This is a genomic window from Cryptosporangium minutisporangium, assembly GCF_039536245.1.
GTDB lineage: Bacteria > Actinomycetota > Actinomycetes > Mycobacteriales > Cryptosporangiaceae > Cryptosporangium > Cryptosporangium minutisporangium.
Genome location: NZ_BAAAYN010000035.1, coordinates 19,969 through 44,696, shown reverse-complemented (window position 1 = coordinate 44,696; position 24,728 = coordinate 19,969). Strand labels below are relative to the sequence as shown.

Below are 24,728 nucleotides of genomic sequence, written 5' to 3'. Positions count from 1 at the left end.
GGCGGATATGACGTAGATCAGCGCGCCCGCGTCCTGAGGTCGCGTCAGCGGCGGCGGAGGCGGGCGTCGGTGAGCACGCGGCCGCGGTCCCCGGCGCCGGTCTGGTGGAGATTGACGCCCGGCTCGACCACCGCGTCGATCCGGTCCAGGATCTCGTCGGACAGCACCACCTCAGCGGCCCCCAGCTGGCTCTGCAGCTGCTCCATCGTGCGCGGCCCGATGATCGCCGCGCTCACCGCCCGGTGCGCCAGCACAAAACCGAGCGCGAGCTCGATCAGCGTCACTCCCGCGTCCCGGGCGATCGACTCCAGCGTCTCGATCCGGGCGAGCTTCGCCGCGCGCGCTTCGTCGGCTCGGAAGTCGAAGTGGTCGCCGTTGGTCTTCGCCCGCGAATCGACGGGCGGCTCGGCGCCCGGCCGGTACTTGCCGGTGAGCCAGCCGCCGTTGAGCGGGCTCCAGACCAGCACCCCGAGCCCGTACCGCTCGGCCACCGGTAACGCGTCCGCCTCGGCGTGCCGGTCGAAGATCGAGTACGAGAGCTGCTCGGTGCGGAACCGCTCCCGGCCGCGCCGCTCGGCGACCCACTGCGCCTCGACCAGGTCACCGGCGGGGAAGTTCGACGTGCCGATCGCCCGCACCTTGCCCTGCTGAACCAGGTCCGAGAGCGCTCCGAGCGTCTCGTCGATGTCGGTGTCCGGGTCGGGGCGGTGCATCTGGTAGAGGTCGATGTAGTCGGTGTCGAGGCGGCGCAGGGAGTCTTCCACGGCGCGAACGATCCAGCGCCGGCTCCCACCGGAGTGGTTCGGACCCGGCTTCATCGCCTCACAGAACTTCGTCGCGAGCACGATCTCGTCCCGCCGGCCCTTGATCGCCCGGCCGACGATCTCCTCGGTCTCGCCGTGCGCGTAGACGTCGGCGGCGTCCAGGACGTTGATGCCGGCGTCGAGCGCCGCGTGGATGATCCGGACGCACTCGTCGTGGTCCCGGTTGCCCCAGGCGCCGAACATCATCGTGCCGAGGGCGAGCGGTGTGACCTGCATTCCGGTACGGCCGAGCAGCTGCGTTCGCAACGTAATTCCTCTCCTCCGGGGAGTCGGGGGCCGGCCCCATTGGGCGCTGGGAACCACGCGCGAACCGTTACGGCGCAAACTCTCGCACAGCGCGCGCCACAGGCTCATGTTGCGCGGGAGCAGAGTGTCCGACACATCTTTGTCCCCCCGGCACATTCAGCCCGCACCGGTCGCCTCAGTACGGTGGGGACCGAGGCCAGAGCGCAGGGCCAGGGCTGAAGCGAAGAGGAGTTCCACGTGGCGGACACGAAGCTGACGCAGGCGCGGTGGACGCATGTCGCGCTGCCGTCCGGTGACCTCGACAAGTCGATCGAGTTCTACACGTCGTTGACCCCGCTGGTTGTTCTGGAGCGGTTCAAGGACGCCGACGGACAGAGCGCGTGGCTGTCCCACGACAAGCAGGTCGACAGCCCGTTCGTGCTCGTCCTGGTCGACTTCAACAAGGACCACGGCGGACAGCACGGCCAGCTCACCCCGTTCGCGCACATCGGCATCGAGGTGCCGAACCGCGAGGACGTCGACGCGATCGCGGCCAAGGCCCGGGAGATGGGCAACCTGCACTGGGAGCCGCAGGACATCGGCGGCCAGGTCGGTTACGTCTGCGCGCTGAAGGACCCGGACGGCAACGTCATCGAGATCTCGCACAACCAGAAGGTCTTCTCGACGATTCGCGAGAAGTGGGGCAACTGACCCGGGCGGTCGTCGAGCGTTACCTGGCGGCGTTGAACGCCGGGGACGCCGACGCGGTCGCGGCGTGTGTGACCGATGACTTCGTCAACGAGCACACGTCTGCGGCCGGACGCAGCCTGACCGGCCGCGCCGCCTACCGGGAACGGCTCGGTGGCTTCCTGGCGGAGTTCCAAGACCTGCGCTACGACGTCGAAGAACTCCTGGTCGACGACGACCGGGCCGCGGTCGGTTACCGGATGTCGTTCCGGCTGTCCGGGAAGCCGGTCGCGGTCCGCGGAATGTTCTGGTTCCGCGTCGCGGACGGTCTGATCGCCCATCGGCGCGACTACTGGGACGGGACGACCGTGCAGCAGCAGCTCGCCGCCGAGCAGCAGTAAGCCCGAGTCGCCGGTGAGATCCGGCTGGGCCGCAGTACCCACTCGCCACGTGCAGTGGCCAGATTGGAGAAACCCACGATGACCGTCACCACGGACCTGTCCCCGGTCACCGGGCCGGCGGCCTGGCGGGGCGATCAGCTCCAGAACGAGAAGACCTGGATCTACCAGCTGAACGAAGCGGAGATCGCCGAGCTCGAGGCGGTCGGCCGCAAGTTCGTCGAGGACGACCCCGATCTGCGCACGGTGACCAAGGACGACTACCCGCTCCCGGTGTGCGCGCCCGCGGTCGAGCAGTGGGCGCACGACATGGACCGCGGTCGCGGCTTCGTGCTGATCCGTGGCCTCAAGACCGAGCTCTACTCGGACGCGCTGTCCGGCGCGATCTTCTACCTCACCGGGCTGCACCTCGGCGTCCCGATGAAGCAGAACGAGATGGCCGACCTGATCGACCACGTCATCGCCACCTCGGACAAGACGATGGACGACCCGAGCGCGTTGTCCTCCCGGGTCGCCGACAAGCTCGTGTTCCACTCCGACAGCTCGGACGCGGTGGCGCTGTTCTGCCTGCGCCCGGCCAAGGAGGGCGGCGCGAGCAGCCTGGTCTCCGGTGCGCAGATCTACAACGAGATCGTGGCGCGCCGTCCCGACCTCGCCCCGCTGCTGCACGAGCCGTTCTACTTCGACTGGTACAAGCAGGACCACGACGCCCCGGCGAAGACCTACACGTCGCCGATCGTGAGCCTGAAGGACGGCGTGTTCAGCATGTACGCCGGCTCGACGTACATCTTCACCGCGCAGGACTACCCCGAGACGCCGCGGCTGACGCCGGAGCAGATCGAGGTCGTGAAGCTCTTCGACGAGATCACCTACGAGCCCGGCATGGCGCTGGACATGGACTTCCAGCCCGGCGACATCCAGTGGGTCTCGAACTACGCCGCCCTGCACTCGCGGACCGCGTTCGTCGACTGGCCGCAGTACGGCCGCAAGCGGCACCTGCTGCGCCTCTGGCTCAAGCGGGACAGCGACCGTCCGCTCGTCGACAAGTTCGGCAAGCACGTGGTGAAGAGCCGTGAGGAGGACCGCGAGGACACCTCCGGCGTCGAGGACGTCGGTCAGTTCTCGGTCAAGACCGCGGTCGTTCCGCGCATGGACTGGGGTCTGTAACCCCCGCACCGACTCGGCCCCGGTCAGGAGAGCACTCCTGGCCGGGGCCGATTTGATCGTCAGGCGGGGTACGCGGTGAGCGCGGACGCCTTCGCGGTCAGCCAGGCGTCACCCCCGGCGCGGAGGTCGAGGTCCGCGACCGCGTCCGCGGTCAGGTCGACGAGGGCCGGCGGCGCACCGTCGACCGCGACCCGGATCCGGTCGCCCAGCGCCTCGACGCCGACGATGCGACCTCGCCAGGTGTTGCGCGGGCTGCCGGCGGTGGGCTCCACCATGTACACCGCGATCTCCGACGGCCGGACCGCGACGTGCACCGGCCCGGCCAGCGTCCGATCGCCGACGAGGAACGTGCCGCCGCCGTCCAGCGTTACCCGCCCGTCCGAGGCGTCGCCCCGGTAGAGGTTGAGGCCGACGAGCCGGGCGACGTAGTCGGTCGCCGGCCGTCGTGTCACCTCCCCGGCGGTGCCCTCCTGGACGACCCGTCCGCCCTCCAGCACGACGAGCCGGTCCGCGAGGATCATCGCCTCGACCGGGTCGTGGGTGATCACCAGCGACGGGCCGCCGTAGGACGTCAGATGCGTCCGGAGGTCGGTTCGTAGCCGCAGCCGGGTGCCGGCGTCCAGCGCGGCGAGCGGCTCGTCCAGCAGGAGCAGGTCCGGCTCGGTGGCGAGGGCCCGCGCCAGCGCCACCCGCTGCGCCTGCCCGCCGGAGAGCTGACCAGGGCGCTTTCCGGCATGTTCGGCCAGCCCGACACGGTCGAGCCACTCGCGGGCGACCTCTCGGGCGGCGGCCTTGCGGTGCCCCTGGACGCGCAGCCCGTAGGCGACGTTCTCCATCGCGGAGAGGTGGGGGAACAGCAGGTAGTCCTGGAACACCACGCCGACCCGGCGCTTCTCCACCGGTACCTGGTCCAGCCGCCGTCCGTCGAGCTCGATCCGTCCTCCGGAGAGCGGGGTGAGCCCGGCCAGCGCGCGCAGCAGCGTCGTCTTACCGGCCCCGTTGGGGCCAATCACGCCGAGCACCTCCCCCGGCCGGGCGGTCACGGCGGCGTCCAGGGTGAACGCCCCGCGGTCGACGCGTACCTGCGCGGTCAGCGTCTTGTCGGAAGCCGCTCCGGCGGACGCGTGGTCGCGGCTCACGTACCGGTCCCCGTCCGGACGACGCGATCCCGCAGCGCCACCAGGATCAGCACCGACACCGCGAGCAGCACGAGCGAAAGGGCGATCGCGGCCTCCGGGTCGCTCTCCAGCGCCAGGTACACCGCGAGCGGCATCGTCTGCGTCGTGCCGGGATAGTTGCCCGCGAACGTGATCGTCGCGCCGAACTCGCCGAGGGCCCGAGCCCAGCACAGCACCGCGCCCGCGACCACCGACGGGGCGATCAGCGGCAACGTGACCCGGCGGAACGTCGTCCAGCGGTCGGCGCCGAGCGTGGCCGACGCCTCTTCGAAACGGCGGTCGGCTGCCCGGAGCGCGCCCTCCACGGTCAGCACCAGGAACGGCATCGCCACGAACGTCTCGGCCAGCACGACCGCGGTGGTCGTGAACGGGATCGTGTAGTCGAACCAGCTGTCCAGGTAGCGCCCCACGATGCCGCGCCGGCCGAACGCGAGCAGGAGCGCCACACCGCCGACGACCGGTGGCAGCACCAGCGGCACGGTCACCAGCGCGCGGACGAGGGCCTTGCCGGGAAACTCCGCCCGCGCCAGCACCCAGGCCAGCGGCACGCCGAAGACCAGCGACAGGGCGGTGGCGAGCACCGCGGTGACCAGCGAGAGGCGCAGCGCCTCGCGTACCAACGGGTCGGTCAGCAGCTGCGGGAGCCCCGACCAGGGCGCCCGCACGAGCAGGCCGAGCAGCGGGAGCACGAGGAACACCACCGCGACGACCGCAGGCACCGCCAGCGCCGCCGGAGCGCCGCTGCGCGGCCGGGAAGGACTCGTCCGGACCTTCTGGGCGGCTGCGACCTCGGGCGGGGATACGCGGGTCACGGAGCGCTGAACCCCGCGTCGGTGAGCACCCTCGCGCCGTCCGCGGAGAGCACGTACTCCACGAACGCCTTCGCGCCCTCGGCGTTCGGCCCGTCGGAGATCGTGGCGATCGGGTATGCGGTCGACGCGTTCTGCGCGGCCGGGATCTCGATGCCCTTCACCTTGGCGCCGGCCGCTCGGACGTCGGTCTTGTAGACGACGCCGGCGTCCACCTCGCCGAGGGACACCGTGGTCAGGACCGACTTGACGTCCGTGCCGAGCGTCGCCGCCTTGACCGTGATCTTCGCCTTGTCGAAGACGGTCCGCGCGGTGGCGCCGCACGGCACCTGCTCCTGGCAGAGCGCGATCTTCAGACCCGGCTTCGCGAGATCGGCGAGCGTGGTGACCTGACCCGGATTGTCCGGCGGTACCGCGATCTCCATCGTGTTCCGCGCGAACGTCTTCGGATCCGCGGCGTCGCCGTCCTCCACCACGGCGTCCATGTTCTTCGTGCTGGCCGACGCGAACACGTCGGCGGGCGCGCCCTGACCGATGCTCTCGGCGAGGGCCGAGCTGGCGCTGAAGTTGAACTTCACGGTGACGGCGGGGTGCGCGTCCTCGAACTGCTCGCCGAGGGTCGTGAACGACTCGGTGAGCGAGGCGGCGGCGAACACGGTCACCGATCCGCTGATCCCGTCGGTGGCGGCCGAGGCGTTACCGTCGTCCGAGCCGCATCCGGCGAGCAGCAACGACGCGACGGTGGCGACCGTCGCGACGAGGAGAGCTGGTCGGCGCACGGTGTCCTCCGAAAGGTCTCGCCGGTGGGTGGGGCGGTTCGCGACCTGCGGCGCGTTAGTCGGGGTGGCGGGGGACTTCGACGACGACGTTGGTGGACTTCACGGCGGCGACCGCCAGGACGCCAGGCTCCAGACCTAGTTCGTCCGCGGACTCCCGGCTCATCAGCGAGACGACGCGGTGCGGACCGGCCTGGATCTCCACCTGGGCCATCACGCCGTCGCGGACCACCCGGGTGACGATGCCGGTGAACCGGTTGCGTGCCGATTCGGCGACGATCGGAGCGCCGAGGCCGGCGGGACGGTCGCTCGCGGCGATGTCCGTTGCGAACGCCGCCAGGTCGCGGCCGTCGATTGCGAGCCGCGAGCCGGGTCCCGCACCGTGGGAAGCTTGCCGGCGTCGGCCCAGCGTCGGACCGTGTCGTCGCTGACGCCGAGCAGCGCGGCGGCTTCGCTGATGCGGTAGGTCGGCACCGAGCCACGTTAACACCGCACATGCGAATGCAGGCCCCTAAGGGGCCCGCATTCTCGGATCCTGAAGCCGAATCCTGCCTTACTTGCTTCCCCTCCGCAGCGGTGCGCCGGCCTCGTGCAGGTGACGCAGCGCCTGCGCGTACGAGCGGATCAGACCGGTCTCGTAGTAGGCGACGCCGGCCTCGGCGCAGTAGGCCCGGACGATCGGCCGGGCACGTCGCAGGTTCGGCGCGGGCATGTTCGGGAAGAGGTGGTGCTCGATCTGGTGGTTGAGGCCGCCCAGCGCGGCGTCCAACACGCGCCCACCCCGGACGTTGCGCGACGTGAGGACCTGGCGGCGGAGGAAGTCGCGCCGGTGCTCCTCGGTCGGCTCCGGCATGCCCTTGTGGTTCGGCGCGAACGTGCAGCCGAGGTAGAGCCCGAGCAACCCCTGGTGCACCGCGGCGAACACCAGCGCGCGGACGGGGGAGAGCACGATCAGGAGCGCGGTGACGTAGGCGGCGAAGTTCACCAGCAGGAGCGCAGCCTCCACCCACCGATGCCGCAGGTTCGGCCGGAACAGCGCCCGGACGCTCGCCACGTGCAGGTTCATGCCCTCCAGCGTGAGCAGCGGGAAGAACAGGAAGGCCTGCCAGCGGCCGACCAGCCGAGCCGGACCGCGCGCCGACCGTGCCTGGTCGGTGGACCAGACGAGCAGGTCCGGAGCGACGTCCGGGTCGAGCTCGGAGTGGTTCGGGTTCGTGTGGTGACGGGTGTGCTTGTCACTCCACCACCCGTAGCTCATCCCGATGCCCAGGTTGCCGGCGAGCATCCCGGCGATCGCGCTGGTCCGCGCCGATCGGAACACCTGGCGATGCGCAATGTCGTGGGCCACCAACCCCATCTGCGCCCACACGACGGCGAGGAGTGCGGCCACCCACAGCTGCGCCCAGGAGTCGCCGAGCGACCAGAACGCCACCCCGGCCGCGATCGCCACGGCGAGGAGCACGCCGATCCGGGCGGCGTAGTACCCGGGGCGGCGGTCGAGGAGACCGGCGGCGGCCACTCGGCGGGAGAGCCGGGCGTAATCACTGCCCGTGGTGTCCGGCCGGGGTGGTGCCGAGGTGGTGTTCACAGCAGAGAGATCCCTCCGTCGTCCGATACTCCCCATCGTCGTAGCGGGAGGGCCGCGGCACACTGGTCCCAGCACCCCCGCGGGGGGTAGGCCTAACACCCTCGGCCTACGTCCTTGGGTCGATCACAATCGGAGTCGACGCGGGGGGTTGGCGGGCGGAGGACGCATGGGCGATCGCGGCGAGGACCTCCGCGCCCTGTTCCGGCGCGGTGGCCAGGCCGTCGTCCGTGGGCTCGGTTTGGCGGTGCTGGCGCTGATCCTCGGTCTGCCGCTGTTCCTCGCGTCGCTGCTGTCGTCGGTGTTCGTGCTACTCGGGGTGGGAGTGCTGCTGCTGCCGCTCGCGGTCGTCGCGACCAGGAAGGTAGCGACGATGCACCGCAGGCTGGCCGCCGAGTGGGCCGGCGTGGCGATCCCGTCGCCGTACCTTCCGGCCCCGAAGTTCTCCCGGTTCGGCCCCCGCCGGGCCTGGCAACGGTTCCGATGGCTGATCACCGATCCGTCGACCTGGCGGGACCTCGCGTGGGTGGTGGCCGAGATCCCGATCGGCCTGGTGCTGGGACTTCTTCCGGCCGCGGCGGTCGTCGCAGGGATCCAGGGCATCGTCGTCCCCCAGTTGCTCTGGACGCTGGACGTGCTGCCGAACGGATACGGCTTCGGAACCGTGTGGCCGATCCGGAGCCACGACGAGGTGTGGCTCGCGGTGAGCGAAGGCGCGTTGCTCGTCCTGGTCGGCTTGGCGATCGCGCCGGGGACGCTGCGGGTGCACGCCCGGTTCGCGCGGCTGCTGCTCGCGCCCACCCGGCAGACCGAGCTGGCCCTGCGAGTGACGCACCTCACCAGGACCCGCACCGAGACCGTCGACGCGCAGGCGGCCGAGCTACGTCGCATCGAACGTGATCTGCACGACGGCGCCCAGGCCCGACTGGTCGCGCTGAGCATGAGCATCGGCATGGCCGAGGACCTGATCACGCGTGATCCCGAAGGTGCCAGGGCGCTACTCGTCGAGGCACGCCGGTCCAGCGGGCAGGCGCTGGAGGAGCTGCGCGACCTGGTGGCCGGCATTCACCCGCCGATCCTGGCCGAGCGCGGCCTCGACGGAGCGGTGCGCGCGCTGGCGCTCGCCCTACCGATACCGGTCGAGGTCACCGTCGACTTGCCAGGGCGGCCGCAGGCTCCGGTGGAGTCGGCGCTCTACTTCGCCGCCGCGGAGGTGCTGACGAACGTCGCGAAACACAGCGGAGCGTCCGCGGCGTGCGCGCAGCTGGAGTACACCGGAACGCACCTGCGCCTGACCGTGGAGGACAACGGTCGGGGCGGGGGATCGATCGCTGCGGGAACCGGACTCCGGGGCGTCGAGCGCAGGCTGTCGGCGTTGGATGGGACGCTAGCGTTGAACAGCCCACCCGGTGGGCCGACCGTCGTGCTTCTGGAGATTCCGTGCGTGTTGTCCTCGCCGAAGACCTCGCGCTCCTCCGGGACGGTCTGATCCGGCTGCTCACCGCGTACGACTTCGACGTGGTGGAGGCCGTCGACAACGCGCCGGCGCTGCTGCGGGCCCTGACCACGCACCGGCCGGACGTCGCGGTGATCGACGTCCGGTTGCCGCCGACCTTCACCGACGAAGGCCTCCGGGCCGCGATCCAGGCGCGCACCGAAGTACCCGGGCTGCCGGTGCTGGTGCTCTCCCAGCACGTCGAGCAGTTGTACGCCCGGGAGTTGCTCTCCGATCGCGCCGGGGGAGTGGGCTACCTGCTCAAGGACCGGGTGTCCCACGTCGGCCAGTTCGTCGACTCGGTGCGCCGGGTTGCGACCGGCGGCACCGCGATGGACCCCGAGGTGGTCTCCCGCTTGCTGGCGCGACACACCACCAACGAACCGCTGGGCCGACTCACGCCGCGCGAGCGCGAAGTGCTGAGCCTGATGGCCGAGGGACGCTCGAACGCGGCGATCGCCGGTCGGCTGTTCGTCACGGAGAAGGCCGTCGGCAAACACATCAACAACATCTTCGGCAAGCTCGGCTTACCGCCGTCCGAGGACGACAACCGACGCGTTCTCGCGGTGTTGACCTACCTCAACGGCTGATCGCCGGCGCCGCGGACACGCGCTCCAGGTGTGAGTCGAACACCATCTCCAAGTCCGCGGCGATCTCCGCCTCGGCCGTCGTCCGGTCGAGGACGGCGGCCATCAGCACTCGCCGCATCGAGCGGCTCATCGCCCGGATCGTCGCCGCGTCGAAGGTCGGTCGCAGGTGCCCGACCGCGTCCTCGAACGCGCGCAGGCCGTGCGCCAGACCGGTCTCGACCGACGAGCGGTACTCGTCCAGCCCCATCTCGACGGCCGCCTGGAACGCCGGACGCGCGGCCACGACCACTCGGGCGGTGCCGCGGATCTTCATCCGGGCGTACTGCTCCGGGTCGGTGTGCAAGAGCGGGGCGTACCGGGCGCTCAGGTCTGCGCAGTAGCGGCTGCCGAAGTCGGTGGTCAGCGGGTACAGGACGAGGTCGCGCTTGGTGGGGAAGTAGTGGTACAGCCCGCCGATCGAGAGGTGCGCGGCGCGGGCGGCGGCCTTCATGCTCAGCCCGCGGTAACCCACCTGCTCGATGAGCGGGGCGACCGCGAGGTAGATCTGGCGCCGACGCAGAGTGCGGTCCTCGGGCGGACGCCCCGGTTTTCCGAACGACATGGCGAGTTCCTCCAGCGATCCCCGGCAGAGCTGGCCACCGCCCCCGCGGTCACCCATCGTCGAACCTAGGCCCCGACCGCCTTACGGGCAGTCAGCGATGTGACACGGGCCGTACTCCTCCTGAAGGGATCTATCGCAGTGGCACGCTTTCTGTTCGCCGCTACCCCGGCCGCCGGACACGTCCATCCCGCGTACCCCCTGATCCGCACGCTTGTGGACGGTGGGCACCGGGTCCGGTTCACCACCGGCCGAGCGTTCGAGGACGGCGTCCGGCGCGCGGGCGCGGAGTTCGTGCCGCTGCCCGAGGCGCACGACTACAGCCTCCGGCCGACGGACGAGATGTTTCCCGAACGGCTGCGGCGCACCGGCGTCAAGAAGTTCCTCTTCGACCTCGAGCACCTGTTCATCGCACCCGCAGCCGAACAGGTCCGACACCTGCAGGCGGAGCTCGCCGCCGAACCCGCCGACGTCCTGGTGGCGGATACCGGCCTGCTGGCCGCTCCGCTCGTGCACGAGCTGGGCGGGCCCGCGTTCGCGACGTACGGGATCACCGCGTTGACGTTCCCCAGCGTGGACGCGGCACCGTTCGGGCTGGGTCTGCCGCCGGCGTCCGGAGCGCTCGGGCGGCTCCGCAACCGGGCGCTCAACACCTTCGTCCGCAAGACGCTGTTCGCGCCCTCGGCGGGCTTCCTGGACGCCCAACGCGCAGCGGTGGGGCTGGCCCCGCGGCACCGCACGGCGCTGGAGCTGCAGTCACCGCCCGGCCGGTACCTGCAGCTCTCCCCGGCCGGTTTCGAGTACCCGCGGCGGGATCTGCCGCCGTGGGTGCGGTTCGTCGGCCATCCGGACCCGCTTCCGCCGGAGTCCTGGACCCCACCGTCCTGGTGGGACGAGGTAGCGCACGCCGACCGCCCGGTCGTCGTCGTGAGCCAGGGCACGGTCGCGACCGACCCGGAGCAGCTGCTGCGCCCGGCCCTGACCGGCCTCGCCGGCGAGGACGTCCTGGTGGTGGCGGTGACCGGCGGGGGAGATCCGGCCACCCTGGGACGGGTACCGGCGAACGCGCGAGTCGATCGCTACGTCCCGTTCGGAGAACTCTTCCGACACGCGTCCCTGGTCGTGACCAACGGTGGCTTCGGCACCGTGCAGCTGGCGATCGCGCACGGGTTGCCGCTGGTGGTGGCCGGCAAGACCGAGGACAAGGTGGAGGTCTCGGCGCGGGTCGCGTGGTCCGGCGCCGGCGTCGACCTCCGCACCCAGACGCCGACGGCTGCTTCCGTGCGGAACGGCGTCCGCCGGGTACTGACCGAGCCGACGTTCGCGGCGGCGTCGCGCCGTCTGCGTGACGAGTCCGACGGCCGCCACGCCGCCGAGCGCGCCGCCGCGGAGCTGCTGTCGCTGGCTCCGGCCACGCTGCGGTGAGGAGGCGCCGGGTCGCGCCATTGCGACCCGGCGCCGGGCCGGTGTCAAGGTCCGGCCGTTCGGGTGGCTCAGTCCAGCGGACGCATCTTGATGGTCACGCCCTTCTCGGACGTGTACTCCTTCATGGCCTCGTAGCCACCGCCCTGGCTGAAGCCGCTCTCCTTGGCCAGGTTGAACGGGAAGCCGATGATCGCGGAGTTGGCGAACTCGTTCACCGAAACCTGGCCGGACCGCACCTCGTGGGTCACTCGCAGGGCACGGGACAGGTCGTTCGTCCAGACGCTGACGAGCAGCCCGTACGGTGTCGCGTTCACCCGGTCGACCGCCTCGCGGGCGGTGCGGAACGATTCGGCGGCGAGCACCGGCCCGAAGATCTCTTCGCGGACGATCGGCATGTCCGGCGTCACCCGATCGAACAGCGTCGGCTTGACGTACCAACCGTCCGAGGCCCCCGGCCCGCCGGTGACCACCCGAGCGCCGCTCGCCACGCCGCCCTGCAGATAGCCGGAGACCCGCTCGTGCTGGATACCGTTCACCAGCGGCCCCATGTCGAGGTCCTCGTGCCACGGACCGGCCTTCACCGCCTCCATCGCCGCCGCGAGCCGCGCCACGACCTCGTCGTAGATCGGTTCCTCGATCAGCAGGCGGGAGCCGGCGTAGCAGTTCTGCCCGGCGTTCTCGACGATCGACTCCAGGATCGCGGGCACCGCTGCGTCGAGGTCGGCATCCGCAAAGACTACGTTCGGTGACTTCCCGCCGAGCTCCAGCTTCACCGGGACGAGGTTCTTCGCCGCCGAAGCCATGATCGCCCGGCCGGTGGCCGAGGAGCCGACGAAGCTGATGTGGTTGATGCCGGGGTGGGAGGTGAGCGGCTGGCCCGCCTCCGGTCCCAGTCCGGTGACGACGTTCAGAACGCCTGGTGGGAGCCCTGCTTCGGCGGCCAGAGCAGCCAGCGCGAGCGGGCTCATCGGGGCGTACTCCGACGGCTTGAGCACGACCGTGTTGCCGGCGGCGAGTGCCGGAGCGGCGTCGGCCATCATCAGGATCGCCGGAACGTTCCACGCGATGACCAGCGCGCAGACGCCGAGCGGCTCACGCAGCGTGAAGCCCGTGTTGTCCGGCGAACGGGACGGTAGCGTCGCACCGTGCAGCTTGTCGGCGGCACCGGCGAAGTAGCCGAGAATGCTGCCGGCGATGAAGATGTTGGTCCGGGCATCGGACAGCGGTTTGCCGACGTCCTGCGCCTCGTACCTGGCGAGTTCCTCGACGTGCTCGAAGACGAGCTGCGACCATCGGCCGAGGATCGCGCCGCGGTCGGACGGGTTCATCCGCGACCAGCCGTCGTAGGCGTTCCGGGCGGCCGCGACGGCGGCATCCACATCGGCGGCGGTGGCGCGGCCGGTGTGGTGGAACGGCTGCTGGGTCGCCGGGTCGAGTACCGGCAGGGCTTCGCCGGACGCGGGAGACTGCCAGTTCCCGGCGATGAGAAGTCGGTTGTCCGGGACGTCGAGCACGCTCATGAAGCGAGTCTTGACGTCTACTATCTCGGAAGTCAAGATGCCGTCTCGCCATAGTGAGATATCGGAGACCCCTCGTGGACATCACCGTCGCCGCCGTCACCGACCCATCCGGGGTGTTCTCGTTGCTGCCCGCGCAGCTCGACGAGCCCCGTGCCGACGAGGTGCTGGTGCGCCTGAGCAGCGTCGGTATCTGCGCCACCGACCTGCACTTCGCCACCTTCCTGCCCACCAACGCGGTGCTCGGCCACGAAGGCGCCGGGGTGGTCGAAGCGGTCGGGGCCGGAGTCACCGAACTACAGCCCGGCGATCCGGTGGCGCTCGCGTTCGCGTCCTGCGGCGTCTGCAAGCAGTGCCGGACGGCGTCGCCGTCGTACTGCGCGCAGTTCGACGCACTGAACTTCGCCGGCGCACGCGCGGACGGGTCGTCGGCGCTGCGCATCGACGGGCAGCCGGTGTACGGGCACTTCCTCGGCCAGTCGTCGTTCGCCACGCACGCGGTGGCGAACGTCCGCAGCGTGGTCAAGCTGCCGGCATCCGCCGACCTGCGGAGCGCCGGTCCGTTCACCTGCGGGTTCATGACCGGGGCCGGGACGATCGTCAACATCCTGCGGCCCGGGCCGGAGAGTGCGGTGGCGGTGTTCGGCGCGGGTGCGGTCGGGCTCTCGTCGGTGATGGCCGCCGCGGCGTCCGGGGCGCAGACCGTGATCGCGGTGGACGTCAGCCCCGGACGGCTGCAGACCGCGGCCGAGGTCGGAGCCACTCACGTGCTGGACTCCCGCGAAGGCGACGTCGTCGAGCGGATCCGGGCGATCGTCCCGGACGGCCTCGACGGGTCGGTGGACACCACCGGGCGCGCCGACGTCGTGAAGGCGGCCGTCGCGTCGCTGCACACCCGGGGGACATGCGCGGTCGTCGGCGTCGGGCCGAGCGAGAACGTCGAAGTGGAGTGGCGGACGCTACTGAATGGGCGGACGGTCACCGGGGTGATCTCCGGGAGCGCGGTGCCGCAGGTGCTGGTGCCGCAGTTGCTGGCTTGGCAGGAGGCCGGCCGCTTCCCGGTGGAGAAGCTGATGGCGCAGTACGCGTTCGCCGACATCAACGAGGCCGCCGCCGCCACGAGGCGCGGAGACGTCGTCAAGGCCGTCCTGACGCTCTAGTGGGCGGCCCGCCCCCCGCGGCGGCGCGGATGCGGCGCGCGACGAGGTGGCGGCGCGGCGAGCTGGCGGCGCGGCAGTGCGGCGGGGTGGATTTCCCGAAACCCCGCCCTCCACGGGCACGGCGCGGGTGGTTGTCCCGAACGTCAACGTGCTGCCGCCCGCCGTGAGGTGGTTTTCCCGAAAGTCAACGTGCTGCCGCCCGCCGTGCGGTGGTTGTCCCGAACGTCAACGTGCTGCCGCCCGCCGTGAGGTGGTTTTCCCGAAAGCCAACGTCTCGGAGCGCGCGGTGAGGTGGTCTTCCCGAAAATCGGTGCCCGCCGCCCGGCGCCCGCCCGCCCGTCGGTGGGACCGGTGTCGGCTGTGGGGCACAGTGCTAGGGGTCCGGGATTGTGCTCCTGGCGGCGGGGATGTGAAGAGTTTGTTGCCGCGACGACCTGCGGCGCTGCGCCGCGTAGCGTCCAGAAGAAGGCTCTGACCTGCAGAGACGCAGGACCGAAACACATTGCGGGACGTTGTCTCGGAACGATTGACGGTGACCGCACTCCCGCTTACCTTGAAGGGCAACTCCGGTGGCGCGGCCGGGGCAAACACCGCGCACCAAGCTTCAGATGCCGTGGAGATGGCAGTGGAAGCAGCACGACCGACGGTCGAATTCGACCATCACGCCCCGGAGTTCACGATCGACCCGGTGCGTCCGTACGCCGAACTCCGAGCCGAGTGCCCGGTCGCGTGGACGGAGTCCTACGGCGGTCACTGGGTGACCACCCGGTACGAAGACATCGCGCGGATCGCCCGTGACGACGCGACGTTCTCGTCCGCCCGGGGCGACGTCGACGGGATCGCGTTCGTCATTCCGGAGAGCAAGGCGCTCCCGCAGTACCCGATCGAGCTCGACCCGCCGGAGTCGACGCCGTACCGCGAGCTGATCAACCCGCTCCTGAGCCGGTCCGCGGTCGACGCGCTGGTCCCGATGATCGCCAAGCACGTCACCGAGGTCATCGACGGGTTCATCGAGGACGGCAGCGCCGACCTGGTGCACCAGCTGACCAACCCGGTCCCGACCGCGGTGACGCTCGACTGGCTCGGGTTCCCGCGCGAGGACTGGAAGCGGCTCGCCGGCCCGATCCACGACCTGTTCGCGGCGATCCCCGGCAGCGAGCGGGAACGCCGCGGCGGGGAAGCCCTCGGCTTCATGGGCGACCGCATCTTCCAGCTGATGAACGACCGTCGCGCCGAGCCGACGAGCGACGCGATCTCCTGGCTGGTCCGGCAGGTCAAGCCGAGCGGCGAACCGTTCACCGACGACGAGCTGGGCTCGGTGATCTTCCTGCTGATCGCCGGCGGCGTCGACACCACGACGTCGCTGACCGGCTCGACGCTGGTTCATCTGGCGCAGCACCCGGAGGACCGGGAGCGGCTGATCCGCGAGCCCGCGCTGCTCGACGTCGCCACCGAGGAGTTCCTGCGGAAGTTCGCGCCGTCGCAGTCGATGGCTCGGACGATCATGAAGGACACGACGATCGGCGCGTGCCCGGTGATGCGCGGCGAGCGGGTGCTGATCCCGTGGATCGCGGCGAACCACGATCCGGAGGTCTTCCCCGAGCCCGAGAAGGTCGTCCTCGACCGCGATCCGCGCGGGCACCTCAGTTTCGGCATCGGCACCCACCGCTGCGCCGGTGCCCACCTGGCGCGGGCGATGTTCCGGGAGATGATCACCCAGGTCCTGGAGCGGCTGCCGGACTACACGCTCGACCCGGTCGGGGCGACACCCACCGAGTCGTGGGGCAACCAGTCCGGTTGGGACGCGATCCCGGTGACGTTCACGCCGGGTCGCAAGCGTGGGATCCCGGCCACGAAGACCACGACCGGTCTCGACGTCCAGCTCCTCACGATCGCCGCGGTGGAGCCGATCGCCGACGGTGTCGTGTCGCTGCGGTTGGTCGGCGACGGCCAGCTCCCGGGCTGGGAGCCGGGCGCGCACCTCGACCTGATCCTTCCGTCGGGCAAGGTGCGGCAGTACTCGCTCTGCGGCGACCCTGCCGACACGTCGTCCTACCGCGTCGCGGTGCTGCACGAGCCGGCCGGCCGGGGCGGATCCGCCGAGGTGCACGAGACGCTGGCGCCCGGCGTCACCGTGCGGGTGCGTGGGCCGAAGAACCACTTCCCGCTCGTCGACGCCGAGCGGTATCTGTTCGTCGCCGGCGGGATCGGCATCACCCCGATCAGCGCGATGGTGCGGGCCGCCGACGCACGCGGCGCCGACTGGACGCTGCTCTACGGCGGACGCACCCGCGCGTCGATGGCGTTCGCGGGCAGGCTGAAGGAACAGTACGGCGACCGGGTGCAGCTGGTGCCCCAGGACGAGTTCGGGCACCCGGATCTGGCCGCGGCGTTCACGGCGGCGAAGCCCGGGACGAAGGTCTACTGCTGCGGGCCGGAGGGGCTGCTCACCGCGGTGGAGCAGACCGTCGGCGGCCTGGAACTGCACGTCGAGCGGTTCACCGGCGGCGGCGCCGAGCGCATCCCGGCGATCCCCGCGGATGCGCGTTCGTTCGAGGTGACGCTGGCCCGGGCGGGGCGCACGCTCACCGTTCCGGACGACCGCACGCTGCTCGAAGCGATCCGGGACGTCGTCCCCGGGGTGCCGTACGACTGCGAAGAGGGCTACTGCGGTTCGTGCGAGACCCGGGTGTTGGCCGGGCAGGCCGAGCACCGGGACAGCATCCTGTCCGCCGCCGAGCGGGCCGACGGCAGCACGATGATGATCTGCGTGAGCCGGTGTGCATCCGACCGGCTGACGCTCGACCTGTGAACGCCGTCCTCGGCGCCTCGCGGGTGGTTGTCGGATCCTCGCCGCCAGGGGGTCGAGGAGTCGACAACCACGAGCGTGGACGATCCGACAACCACGCCCCGGGCCTAGATGCCGCGGGTCACCGGGCCCACGGATCCGAGTTCCTGGGTGAGCGAGCGGGAGACCCGCAGCAGCGACCGCGCGGCGGGGGAGCCCGTCTCGTCGGCCACCGCCGCGGTGGTGCCGACGATCCCCATCGTGGCGACGATCTGCGCGTCCTGGAACACCGGCGCGGCGATCGTCCGGACGCCGTTGTCGGCCGGGGTGTTCACGCAGATGCCGTTCTCCTGGATCGCGGTCAGCTCCTGCCGGAGTCCCGGGTTGCGGCGCAGCAGGCTGGCCAGCCCGGGCACCTCGTCCTCGGCCAGGAACGCGCAGAACACCCGGCCCTGCGCCGACCGGGACATCGACAGCCGCGCCCCCGTGCGGACGCTGATCCGCACGGTGCGGTCGGTGTTGTCGTCGACGCGGACGACGACCGCGGTGTCGCCGTCCCACACCGAGAGCACGACGGTCTCGCCGGCCTCGCGCACCAGCTCCTCCATGTACGGGCCGGCGATCGTGATGATCGGCAGCCCGGCGCGCGCGGCCGCGGAGAGCGTCAGCACCTGGGGGCCGAGCGAGTAGAGGGCCTCGCGCTCGTCGTAGCGGAGCAGGTTCACCGACCGCAGCGCCTTCGTGTAGCGGTGCGCGGTGGCCTTGCTGGTGCCCAGCCGGGCGGTCAGCTCGTTGAGGCTCAGCCGCGGTCGGCCGACGCTGAACGCGCCGAGGATGGTCGCGGCCCGCTCGACCGCCTGGATCGCGGGTGTGCCCCGCTCCGCGCGAGGAAGTTCTTCGTCGGAGACGAACAGGCCAGCTCGAGCCTCCTCGTCGGGCGCAGGGGACACAGGGGCGATTTCGGGCACTGGCTCAAGCATAGATTGTCCTTTTTGTGGCCGACTGCGACCACGGGGGCTTATCTCAGCAGGCGTGATGCTATCAACCGGATCGGCCGCGCTGGGTCCGTTGACAGTACGCACTGTGCAATACACCATGTCGTAATGCGAGATGGCATCTCTCACAACGAGGACCGATGATGACACAGACAATTGCTGAAGGTCTGGTCGAGACCGGCCACGGTGGCCTGATCGCGCAGGACTGGAACGCGTTGACCTTCCGGGTCAACCGTGAGGCGTACCGCTCGGCGGAGGTCTTCCAGGCCGAGCGCGAGCGGATCTGGGGCCACTCGTGGCTCTACCTGGGCCACGAGACCGAGATCCCGAAGAAGAACGACTACAAGGTGCGGACGCTCGGCGGGAAGCCGCTGATCTTCGTCCGGGGCGGCGACGGGGTGGTCCGGGCCTTCCTCAACTCCTGCCCGCACCGCGGCACCGTGGTCTGCCGCGACGAGTCCGGCAACGCCCGGAACTTCCAGTGCTTCTACCACGCCTGGACGTTCAACTCGTCCGGCAAGCTCTCCGCGCTCCCCGGCGACGACGCCTACGCCGAGCTCGACCGGTTCAAGGGCTCGATGGACCTGCGTCCGGTCGCGAAGCTCGACATCCACGAGGGCTTCGTCTTCGTCTCGTTCGATCCGGACGTACCGCCGCTGCTCGAGCACCTCGGCGAGGCCGCCGACGTCCTCTCGATGGCCGCCGAGCAGTCCGCGACCGGCATGACGACGCTCCCCGGTATCCAGCGCTACGGCGTCAAGGGCAACTGGAAGCTCGCGGTCGAGAACGCGATGGACGGTTACCACTTCTCGCCGACCCACAACACGTTCGTCGGCTACCTCCGGGAGACCGGCTTCGCAGTCACCGACGACGACCAGTACGCCTACGACCTCGGTAACGGGCACTCGATGCTGGTGCTCACCGGGCACAACGGCCGGCTGGGCATGCTTTGGGAGCCGCGTTTCGGCGAGGCCGAGAAGGCCCGCACGGAAGCGAACCGGAAGGCGATGGCGCAGCGCCTCGGCCAAGAGCGCGCGGACACGATCGGCGACGCCAGCCGGATCCTGTTCGTCTGGCCGAACCTGCTCTTCTTCGACCTCGAAGCGTTGACGATCCGCCAGCTCGAGCCGGTGGCGCCCGGCCGCACCGACGTGCGCGCCTGGCAGTACGTGCCGACGGACGAGGACGACGAGGCGCGCGCGATGCGGCTGAAGACGATGACCAGCTTCGTGGGCCCGGGTGGCCTGGCGACGCCGGACGACATCGAGGCCTACGAGGCCGTGCAGCGCGGCATCGAGGCGAGCAAGGGCGACAGTCGCGGCTTCAACGACTGGAGCGACATGTCCCGCGGCATGGAGCGGGAGGCCAAGGGCGAGAAGGGTCGCTCGATCGACGAGGGCGCCATGCGCAGCTTCTGGCGTCACTGGGACCAGTCGCTGGGCAAGGTTCCCGGCGTCACCGCGACGAGCTACGAAGGCGGCAACGAATGAGCGCCCCCACGGTGACCGTCACGCGAGAACAAGCCGAGGACTTCCTCTACCAGGAGGCCATGCTCCTCGACGAGTGGCACCTCGACGCCTGGCTCGCCCTGTTCGAGGAGGGCGGCACGTTCGAGGTGCCGACCACGGACTACCAGGGCTGGGACCGCACCGGCGGTGGCTTCTTCGTCCTCGACGACTGGGACCTGCTCAAGGCACGCGTCAAGCGGCTGAAGAGCCGGAAGGCGCACGCGGAGAACCCGCACTCGCGGACGCACCGGATGGTGACCAACGTCCGGGTGATCCGCGGCAAGGACGGGATCGAGCTGAAGGCGAACTTCCTGATCAACCGGTTCCGCGACCACACCCACCACACGTACGTGGGGCGCTACCACCACGACGTGGCGCTGAACGAGGACGGCGAACTGAAGTTCCTCCACCGCCGCGCGTACCTCGAGCACGAGCTGCTCGAGCCGGGCGCCCGACTCAGCTTCATCCTGTAGAAGGGGGCCGTCTCATGATCAGGCATGTCCTCGCGTTCCGGTTCAAGCCGGAGGTGCCGGCCGAGACCGTCGACGCGATCCTCGCCGAGCTGGAGACGTTCCCGAGCCAGTACCCGCAGATGCGCAGCTTCGTGCTCGGGCCGAACATCTCCAGCCGCGACACCACGATGTCGCACGTGTTCACGATCGAGTTCGACGACGAAGACGATCTCAAGTCCTATCTCAACAGCGAATCGCACGAGACGTTCGTGCGCGAGAAGTGGCGACCGGTGATCGACAAGCAGACCATCGTCACGCTCTCCGCGCCGTCGCCGTTCCGATCGGAGAAGCCAGTGATCAACCGCCCGCGCGGCCCGTACGGCATTCAGTTCGCCCGCCTCGCCACCCCCGCGCTGGACGAAGCCATCGAGTTCTACACGTACCACGTGGGTCTCCAGGTGGAGGCGCGTACACCCGAGTACGCGCAACTCAGGGCCGGCATCGAGCAGTACTCGATCGAGCTGGTCAGCGACCCGGGCCTCACCGAATTCGACACGCTGGCGATCGGCTTGAGCGTCGAGTCCGAGGAGGTCCTCGACGACCTGGAGAAGCGGCTCCGGGCTGAGGGCGCGGAGATCCTCCCGCTGCACGAGCGCACCGCGTCGGTCTGCACCCGGGGCTTCGCGACGAAGGACCCGAACGGCCTCACGCTGGAGTTCGGCTGGGAGTTCTACGAGTACGCCGAGCCGCCGCTGCTCGAGTACCGGCCGGTGGAGCTCGTGCACCCGTTCCTCTCGACCGACCACTACGAGGAGTCGCAGCACTTCTACCTGAACGTGCTCGGCTTCCAGGCGTCCGACTACGTGATGACGCCGGGCCGCGGCTCTTCGTCGTTCCTGCGGTCGGAGAACCGGTACCACCACTCGCTCGCGCTGCGCCGCGACGACCGGTTCTACCTGGCGCACCTCTGCTTCAAGATGAAGAGCCTCGACCACGTCATGCGTGGCCGGGCGAGGGCGCTCTACAAGGGCACCGAGATCGCGTCCGACATCGTGAACCACTCGGCGTCGCACTCGATCGCGTTCTACCTGTATGACGCCCGCTTCGGTCCCCGGATCGAGCTCTGCGACGGCCACCGGGTCTTCACGCCGGAGCAGAACGAGACGCACAAGGCCCGCCGGATGGGCGGCGACCCGCGCAACATCGACGTCTGGCGCGCGGCGGCGGACGACTGGGAGCGGTTCTGACGCACGACGTTCTGGCGGTGCTGGGTGAACTGGCCGGCACCGCGAGCCCGCACGGTGGTGAGCGCCCGTTGGCCGAGGCGTTCGCCGCCTGGGCGTCGTCGCGCTGGCCGTCGATCGACTGGCGGGTACGCCCGCTCGGCGGCGACTCGGCGAGCGTGCTGGCGACGACCGGCGACGGCCCCGCCGACGTGGTGCTCTACTCCCACCTGGACACGTCGCTGACCGGCGATCCAGCGATGGACGCGGCGATCACCGGCCGGGACGATCCGGTGCCGCCGTACCGGCACGAGGGCGACACCGTGAGCGGGTTCGGGCTCGGCGTCGCGAAGGCGCCCGCGGCGGCGGCCGGCGTCGCGTTCGCGCGCGCCGCCGAGCAGGCCAGCGGCACGGCGCACCTCCTGCTGGCCGCCCGAGGGACCCATCGGTGGGGTGTGCACGACACCGGCGTCACCGAGTACCTGACGGCGTTTCCCCGCCCGCGCGCCGCCGTCGTCGCGAAGGGCGGCCCGCCGGGCGTGCTGCGGCAGGAGCCGGCCGCGCTCTACCTCCGGATCCGGCTCGAAGCGGGCTGGGGGCCGCTGATGCTGCCGGGCCTGCTGCGCCCTCCGGGCGGCCTGCTGTCGCAGGCCGGTGCACTGCTCGCCGCCGTTCAGTCCTGGGGTTCGAACTACGTGGCGGACGCTACGCAGCAGGCGCTTCGCGTCGACCCGTCGCGGCAGGACGGGGCGTCGTTCGGGCTCGGGGCGCTGCGTGCGGGGTCGCCGGAGAAGCCCGATCTCGCGCCGGCCGCGCTCGAGCTCCACTGCTACCTCGTGCTGCCCGGGCCGGTGGAGCCAGGGGCTGCCGCGGCCTCGCTGCGGGCGGCGCTGAGCGGCTTCGACGGCGTCAGCGTGGATGAGCTCCTGCTCGGTGACGGCCCCGGGACGCCCGCGGACGCACCGATCGTCCGGGTAGCGTGCGACGCCTATTCGTCCGAGTTCCACCCCCACACTCCTGGGTACTCAGCACCACCGATATCGGGCTGGACGGGCTCCACCGACGGCGTCGCGTTCCGGGCCGCAGGCGTGCCCACCGCCCGCCTCGGTCCCCGTCCGGCCCCGAACACCGGCGATCCCCGCGTCGACACGTTCTCCGTGTCCGAGCTCGCCCGCTGGTGTCGGGTCTACGAGCGGATTCTTGTCTCACGATGAGATGCGCCGTCTCACTTGACATGATGAGATCTCGCATCTGAAGATCGATGGCATGGAAACGCTCGTCACCCGCTACGGCATCGCCCGGGTCGAGGGCGACGAGCTGGCCGTCGTCGACCTGCCGTTCCCCAACCTGCGGTGGCTGCTGAAAGCCGGCCGGACGCTGGCCGAGGTCGAGCAGGCGCCGGTCACGCGCCGACTGCCCAAGACCCAGCTGGACGAGGTCGTCGTCCCGCCGTTAGGACTGGACACCACGGTCTGGGGCGTCGGGCTCAACTACCACGGCAAAGCGGCACTCACCGGGCGGCCGGTTCCCACTGAGCCGATCCTGTTCCTGAAGCCGGCCACCGCCCTCGCCGCCCACCGCGCGACCCTGCGGATCCCGACCGACCTCACCACGCAGTTCGACTACGAAGCGGAGGTCGGCGTCGTGCTCGGTCGCCCGCTCTCGGACGCGCGGCCCGAGGACGTCTGGGACGCGGTCGCCGGCGTCCTCGCCGCGAACGACACCACCGCGCGAGACGTCATGAAGGCGACCGGCACCCCGACGCTGGCGAAGGGCTTCCCGGGCTGCGCGCCCCTCGGCCCCACGATGGTCCCGATCAGCGATCTGAACGACCCGAACGCGATCCCGGTGGCCTCGTGGGTGGACGGCGAGCAGCGGCAGAACAGCACGACCGCCGACCTGATCTTCGAGGTGCCCGACCTGTTGTCCTGGCTCTCCCGCTACGTGCGGCTGGAACCCGGGGACGTCGTCCTCACCGGCACGCCGCCCGGCACCGGGCAGGACTTGAACGACTACCTGCGCCCCGGCCAGGAAGTGACGATCGCGGTCGGCGGCCTGGTGCCGCTCGTGAACACCGTCGCCTGAAATTCCTCAGCCCCATCCCCAGTTCCGGGATCCCGCCGCGGGACCCGCCCCGTGGAGGTCTCCATGTCTGAAGCTCGCTACGACACCGTGCTGCGCGGCGGCACCGTGCTCGACTCGGCCTCCGGGCGCAACGAGGTCGCCGACCTCGCGATCGCCGACGGCAAGATCGCCGCGATCGGCACCGGCCTGGCCGACAGCGAGGCCGCGGCGACCGCCCAGATCGTCGACGTGACCGGCGCATCCGTGCTGCCCGGCCTGGTCGAGGGGCACACGCACATCTTCCACAAGGTCTCGAAGGTGGGCGCTCCGCAGGACGAGGCCCACCTGCGCCGGGGCGTCGTCGCCGCCGCGGACGCCGGTACCGCCGGTGCCTCCACGTTCCCCGCGTTCCGCACGCTGGTGGTCGAGCCGACCGTCATGCGGATCGTCAACTTCCTCAACGTCTCGGTGCTCGGCCTGATCGACTTCCGCTACGGCGAGCTGCTCAACCCCGACACGTTCAACGTCGAGGACGCGCTCGCCACCGCCGCCGAGAACCCGGACGTCGTCCGCGGCTTCAAGATCCGGCTCTCCGAGGACGTGCTGGGCGACCGGATCGTGCCGCTGCTGGAGAAGGCCATCGCGCTCGGCGAGCAGGCCGGCCTGCCGGTGATGGTCCACATCGGCGAGACCGCGCTGACGCTGCCGGAGATCCTCGACCGGCTGCGCCCCGGCGACATCATCGCCCACTGCTACACCGGCAAGGAGAACGGCATCCTCGACGAGAACGGCGCCGTGCTCCGTGAGGTGTACAAGGCCCGCGAGCGCGGCGTCCTCTACGACTCGGCGCACGGCCGCAGCAACCTCTCGTTCGAGGTCGCGAAGCCCGCGATCGCGGAGGGCTTCCTGCCGGACGTGCTCAGCTCCGACACGTCCGCCCGCAACTGGCGCGGCCCGGTGTTCGACCTGGTGACGTCGATGTCGAAGTTCCTCGCGCTGGGCGTGCCGATGTCGGAGATCCTGCCCAGGGTCACCACCGCCCCGGCCAAGCTGCTCGGCCTGGACGCCGAGGGGTACGGCTCGCTGACCGTCGGCGGACCCGCGCACGTCACCGTGCTGAAGGAAGCCGGTACCGCGGTCCTTCCGGACGCGGCCGGCAACACGATCGAGGCGCCCCGGCTCGAGCCCGCCGCGGTGTTCGTGCACGGCGTGTCCCAGGAACTGACCGAGTGGCGCGGCAACGCCACCTCGGCCTGAGCTAGTT

22 protein-coding genes and 1 pseudogene are annotated in these 24,728 nt (G+C 70.6%); 14 read left to right on the top strand and 9 right to left on the bottom strand.

All coding sequences use genetic code 11. From position 1 onward, the window contains the following. Positions 1-44: 44 nt before the first annotated feature. Positions 45-1,040 (bottom strand): aldo/keto reductase, encoded by a 996-nt coding sequence (locus ABEB28_RS25725; protein ID WP_345730865.1) that lies wholly within the window; start codon positions 1,038-1,040, stop codon positions 45-47. A 267-nt stretch (positions 1,041-1,307) separates the two neighbouring features. Here ABEB28_RS25725 and ABEB28_RS25720 point away from each other — a divergent pair, with 267 nt between their 5' ends. The 3 genes from ABEB28_RS25720 (at position 1,308) to ABEB28_RS25710 (ending at position 3,301) form a co-directional block, all read left to right on the top strand. Further along, on the top strand, positions 1,308-1,760 hold the full coding sequence (locus tag ABEB28_RS25720) for a VOC family protein (RefSeq protein WP_345730774.1): 453 nt from the start codon (positions 1,308-1,310) through the stop codon (positions 1,758-1,760). Then, positions 1,748-2,137, top strand: coding sequence for a nuclear transport factor 2 family protein (locus ABEB28_RS25715; RefSeq protein ID WP_345730773.1), 390 nt, complete (start codon positions 1,748-1,750; stop codon positions 2,135-2,137). The genes ABEB28_RS25720 and ABEB28_RS25715 overlap by 13 nt, the downstream gene beginning before the upstream one ends. Positions 2,138-2,215: 78 nt before the next feature. Then, the gene (locus tag ABEB28_RS25710; protein ID WP_345730772.1) at positions 2,216-3,301 is read left to right on the top strand and encodes a TauD/TfdA family dioxygenase; all 1,086 of its coding nucleotides are present in this window, start codon (positions 2,216-2,218) and stop codon (positions 3,299-3,301) included. A 59-nt stretch (positions 3,302-3,360) separates the two neighbouring features. On the opposite strand, the gene ABEB28_RS25705 is transcribed toward ABEB28_RS25710, so the two are convergent. The 5 genes and pseudogenes from ABEB28_RS25705 to ABEB28_RS25685 all read right to left on the bottom strand — a co-directional run bounded on the left by ABEB28_RS25705 (position 3,361) and on the right by ABEB28_RS25685 (position 7,688). Then, positions 3,361-4,440, bottom strand: a complete 1,080-nt coding sequence (locus tag ABEB28_RS25705) for an ABC transporter ATP-binding protein (RefSeq protein WP_345730771.1) — start codon at positions 4,438-4,440, stop codon at positions 3,361-3,363. Beyond that, complete coding sequence (locus ABEB28_RS25700) at positions 4,437-5,291, bottom strand: ABC transporter permease (RefSeq protein WP_345730770.1); 855 nt, start codon at positions 5,289-5,291, stop codon at positions 4,437-4,439. Before ABEB28_RS25700 ends, ABEB28_RS25705 begins: the two co-directional genes overlap by 4 nt. Further along, the gene (modA, locus tag ABEB28_RS25695; RefSeq protein ID WP_345730769.1) at positions 5,288-6,067 is read right to left on the bottom strand and encodes a molybdate ABC transporter substrate-binding protein; all 780 of its coding nucleotides are present in this window, start codon (positions 6,065-6,067) and stop codon (positions 5,288-5,290) included. Before modA ends, ABEB28_RS25700 begins: the two co-directional genes overlap by 4 nt. A 55-nt stretch (positions 6,068-6,122) precedes the next feature. After that, positions 6,123-6,538 (bottom strand): annotated as a pseudogene (locus ABEB28_RS25690) (TOBE domain-containing protein). A 79-nt stretch (positions 6,539-6,617) separates the two neighbouring features. Then, a complete protein-coding gene (locus tag ABEB28_RS25685) occupies positions 6,618-7,688 on the bottom strand; it encodes a fatty acid desaturase family protein (RefSeq protein WP_376980752.1) in 1,071 nt (356 codons plus the stop codon). 130 nt (positions 7,689-7,818) lie between these two features. Between ABEB28_RS25685 and ABEB28_RS25680 the strand changes: the two genes are divergently transcribed. Then, entirely contained in the window at positions 7,819-9,138 is a 1,320-nt protein-coding gene (locus ABEB28_RS25680) for a sensor histidine kinase (RefSeq protein WP_345730767.1), read from the top strand. Beyond that, positions 9,090-9,734, top strand: a complete 645-nt coding sequence (locus ABEB28_RS25675; protein WP_345730766.1) for a LuxR C-terminal-related transcriptional regulator — start codon at positions 9,090-9,092, stop codon at positions 9,732-9,734. The genes ABEB28_RS25680 and ABEB28_RS25675 overlap by 49 nt, the downstream gene beginning before the upstream one ends. Here ABEB28_RS25675 and ABEB28_RS25670 read toward each other — a convergent pair. Beyond that, on the bottom strand, positions 9,724-10,392 hold the full coding sequence (locus tag ABEB28_RS25670; RefSeq protein WP_345730765.1) for a TetR family transcriptional regulator: 669 nt from the start codon (positions 10,390-10,392) through the stop codon (positions 9,724-9,726). The genes ABEB28_RS25675 and ABEB28_RS25670 overlap by 11 nt on opposite strands. Positions 10,393-10,473: 81 nt before the next feature. Between ABEB28_RS25670 and ABEB28_RS25665 the strand changes: the two genes are divergently transcribed. After that, positions 10,474-11,757, top strand: coding sequence for a glycosyltransferase (locus ABEB28_RS25665; protein ID WP_345730764.1), 1,284 nt, complete (start codon positions 10,474-10,476; stop codon positions 11,755-11,757). Between the two features lie 68 nt (positions 11,758-11,825). Here the strand turns inward: ABEB28_RS25665 and ABEB28_RS25660 are convergent, their stop codons facing one another. After that, a complete protein-coding gene (locus ABEB28_RS25660) occupies positions 11,826-13,277 on the bottom strand; it encodes an aldehyde dehydrogenase family protein (RefSeq protein ID WP_345730763.1) in 1,452 nt (483 codons plus the stop codon). 74 nt (positions 13,278-13,351) lie between these two features. On the opposite strand from ABEB28_RS25660, the gene ABEB28_RS25655 reads away from it, so the two are divergent. After that, positions 13,352-14,434, top strand: a complete 1,083-nt coding sequence (locus ABEB28_RS25655) for an NAD(P)-dependent alcohol dehydrogenase (RefSeq protein WP_345730762.1) — start codon at positions 13,352-13,354, stop codon at positions 14,432-14,434. A gap of 625 nt (positions 14,435-15,059) precedes the next feature. Next, on the top strand, positions 15,060-17,246 hold the full coding sequence (locus ABEB28_RS25650) for a cytochrome P450/oxidoreductase (protein WP_345730761.1): 2,187 nt from the start codon (positions 15,060-15,062) through the stop codon (positions 17,244-17,246). A gap of 104 nt (positions 17,247-17,350) precedes the next feature. On the opposite strand, the gene ABEB28_RS25645 is transcribed toward ABEB28_RS25650, so the two are convergent. Then, positions 17,351-18,202 (bottom strand): IclR family transcriptional regulator, encoded by an 852-nt coding sequence (locus ABEB28_RS25645; RefSeq protein WP_345730760.1) that lies wholly within the window; start codon positions 18,200-18,202, stop codon positions 17,351-17,353. Between the two features lie 158 nt (positions 18,203-18,360). On the opposite strand from ABEB28_RS25645, the gene ABEB28_RS25640 reads away from it, so the two are divergent. The 6 genes from ABEB28_RS25640 to ABEB28_RS25615 all read left to right on the top strand — a co-directional run bounded on the left by ABEB28_RS25640 (position 18,361) and on the right by ABEB28_RS25615 (position 24,721). Then, positions 18,361-19,707: an aromatic ring-hydroxylating oxygenase subunit alpha gene (locus ABEB28_RS25640; RefSeq protein ID WP_345730759.1), complete on the top strand. Its 1,347-nt coding sequence runs from the start codon at positions 18,361-18,363 to the stop codon at positions 19,705-19,707. Beyond that, positions 19,704-20,198: an aromatic-ring-hydroxylating dioxygenase subunit beta gene (locus tag ABEB28_RS25635; RefSeq protein WP_345730758.1), complete on the top strand. Its 495-nt coding sequence runs from the start codon at positions 19,704-19,706 to the stop codon at positions 20,196-20,198. The genes ABEB28_RS25640 and ABEB28_RS25635 overlap by 4 nt, the downstream gene beginning before the upstream one ends. Before the next feature lie 14 nt (positions 20,199-20,212). Next, complete coding sequence (locus ABEB28_RS25630; protein WP_345730757.1) at positions 20,213-21,424, top strand: Dabb family protein; 1,212 nt, start codon at positions 20,213-20,215, stop codon at positions 21,422-21,424. A 17-nt stretch (positions 21,425-21,441) separates the two neighbouring features. After that, positions 21,442-22,614, top strand: coding sequence for a hypothetical protein (locus tag ABEB28_RS25625; protein WP_345730756.1), 1,173 nt, complete (start codon positions 21,442-21,444; stop codon positions 22,612-22,614). Positions 22,615-22,666: 52 nt separating this feature from the next. Beyond that, positions 22,667-23,485 carry a fumarylacetoacetate hydrolase family protein gene (locus tag ABEB28_RS25620; protein WP_345730755.1) on the top strand — a complete coding sequence of 273 codons (819 nt, stop codon included), beginning with the start codon at positions 22,667-22,669 and terminating at the stop codon, positions 23,483-23,485. Positions 23,486-23,548: 63 nt separating this feature from the next. Further along, positions 23,549-24,721, top strand: a complete 1,173-nt coding sequence (locus tag ABEB28_RS25615; protein WP_345730754.1) for an amidohydrolase/deacetylase family metallohydrolase — start codon at positions 23,549-23,551, stop codon at positions 24,719-24,721. Positions 24,722-24,728: the final 7 nt, after the last annotated feature.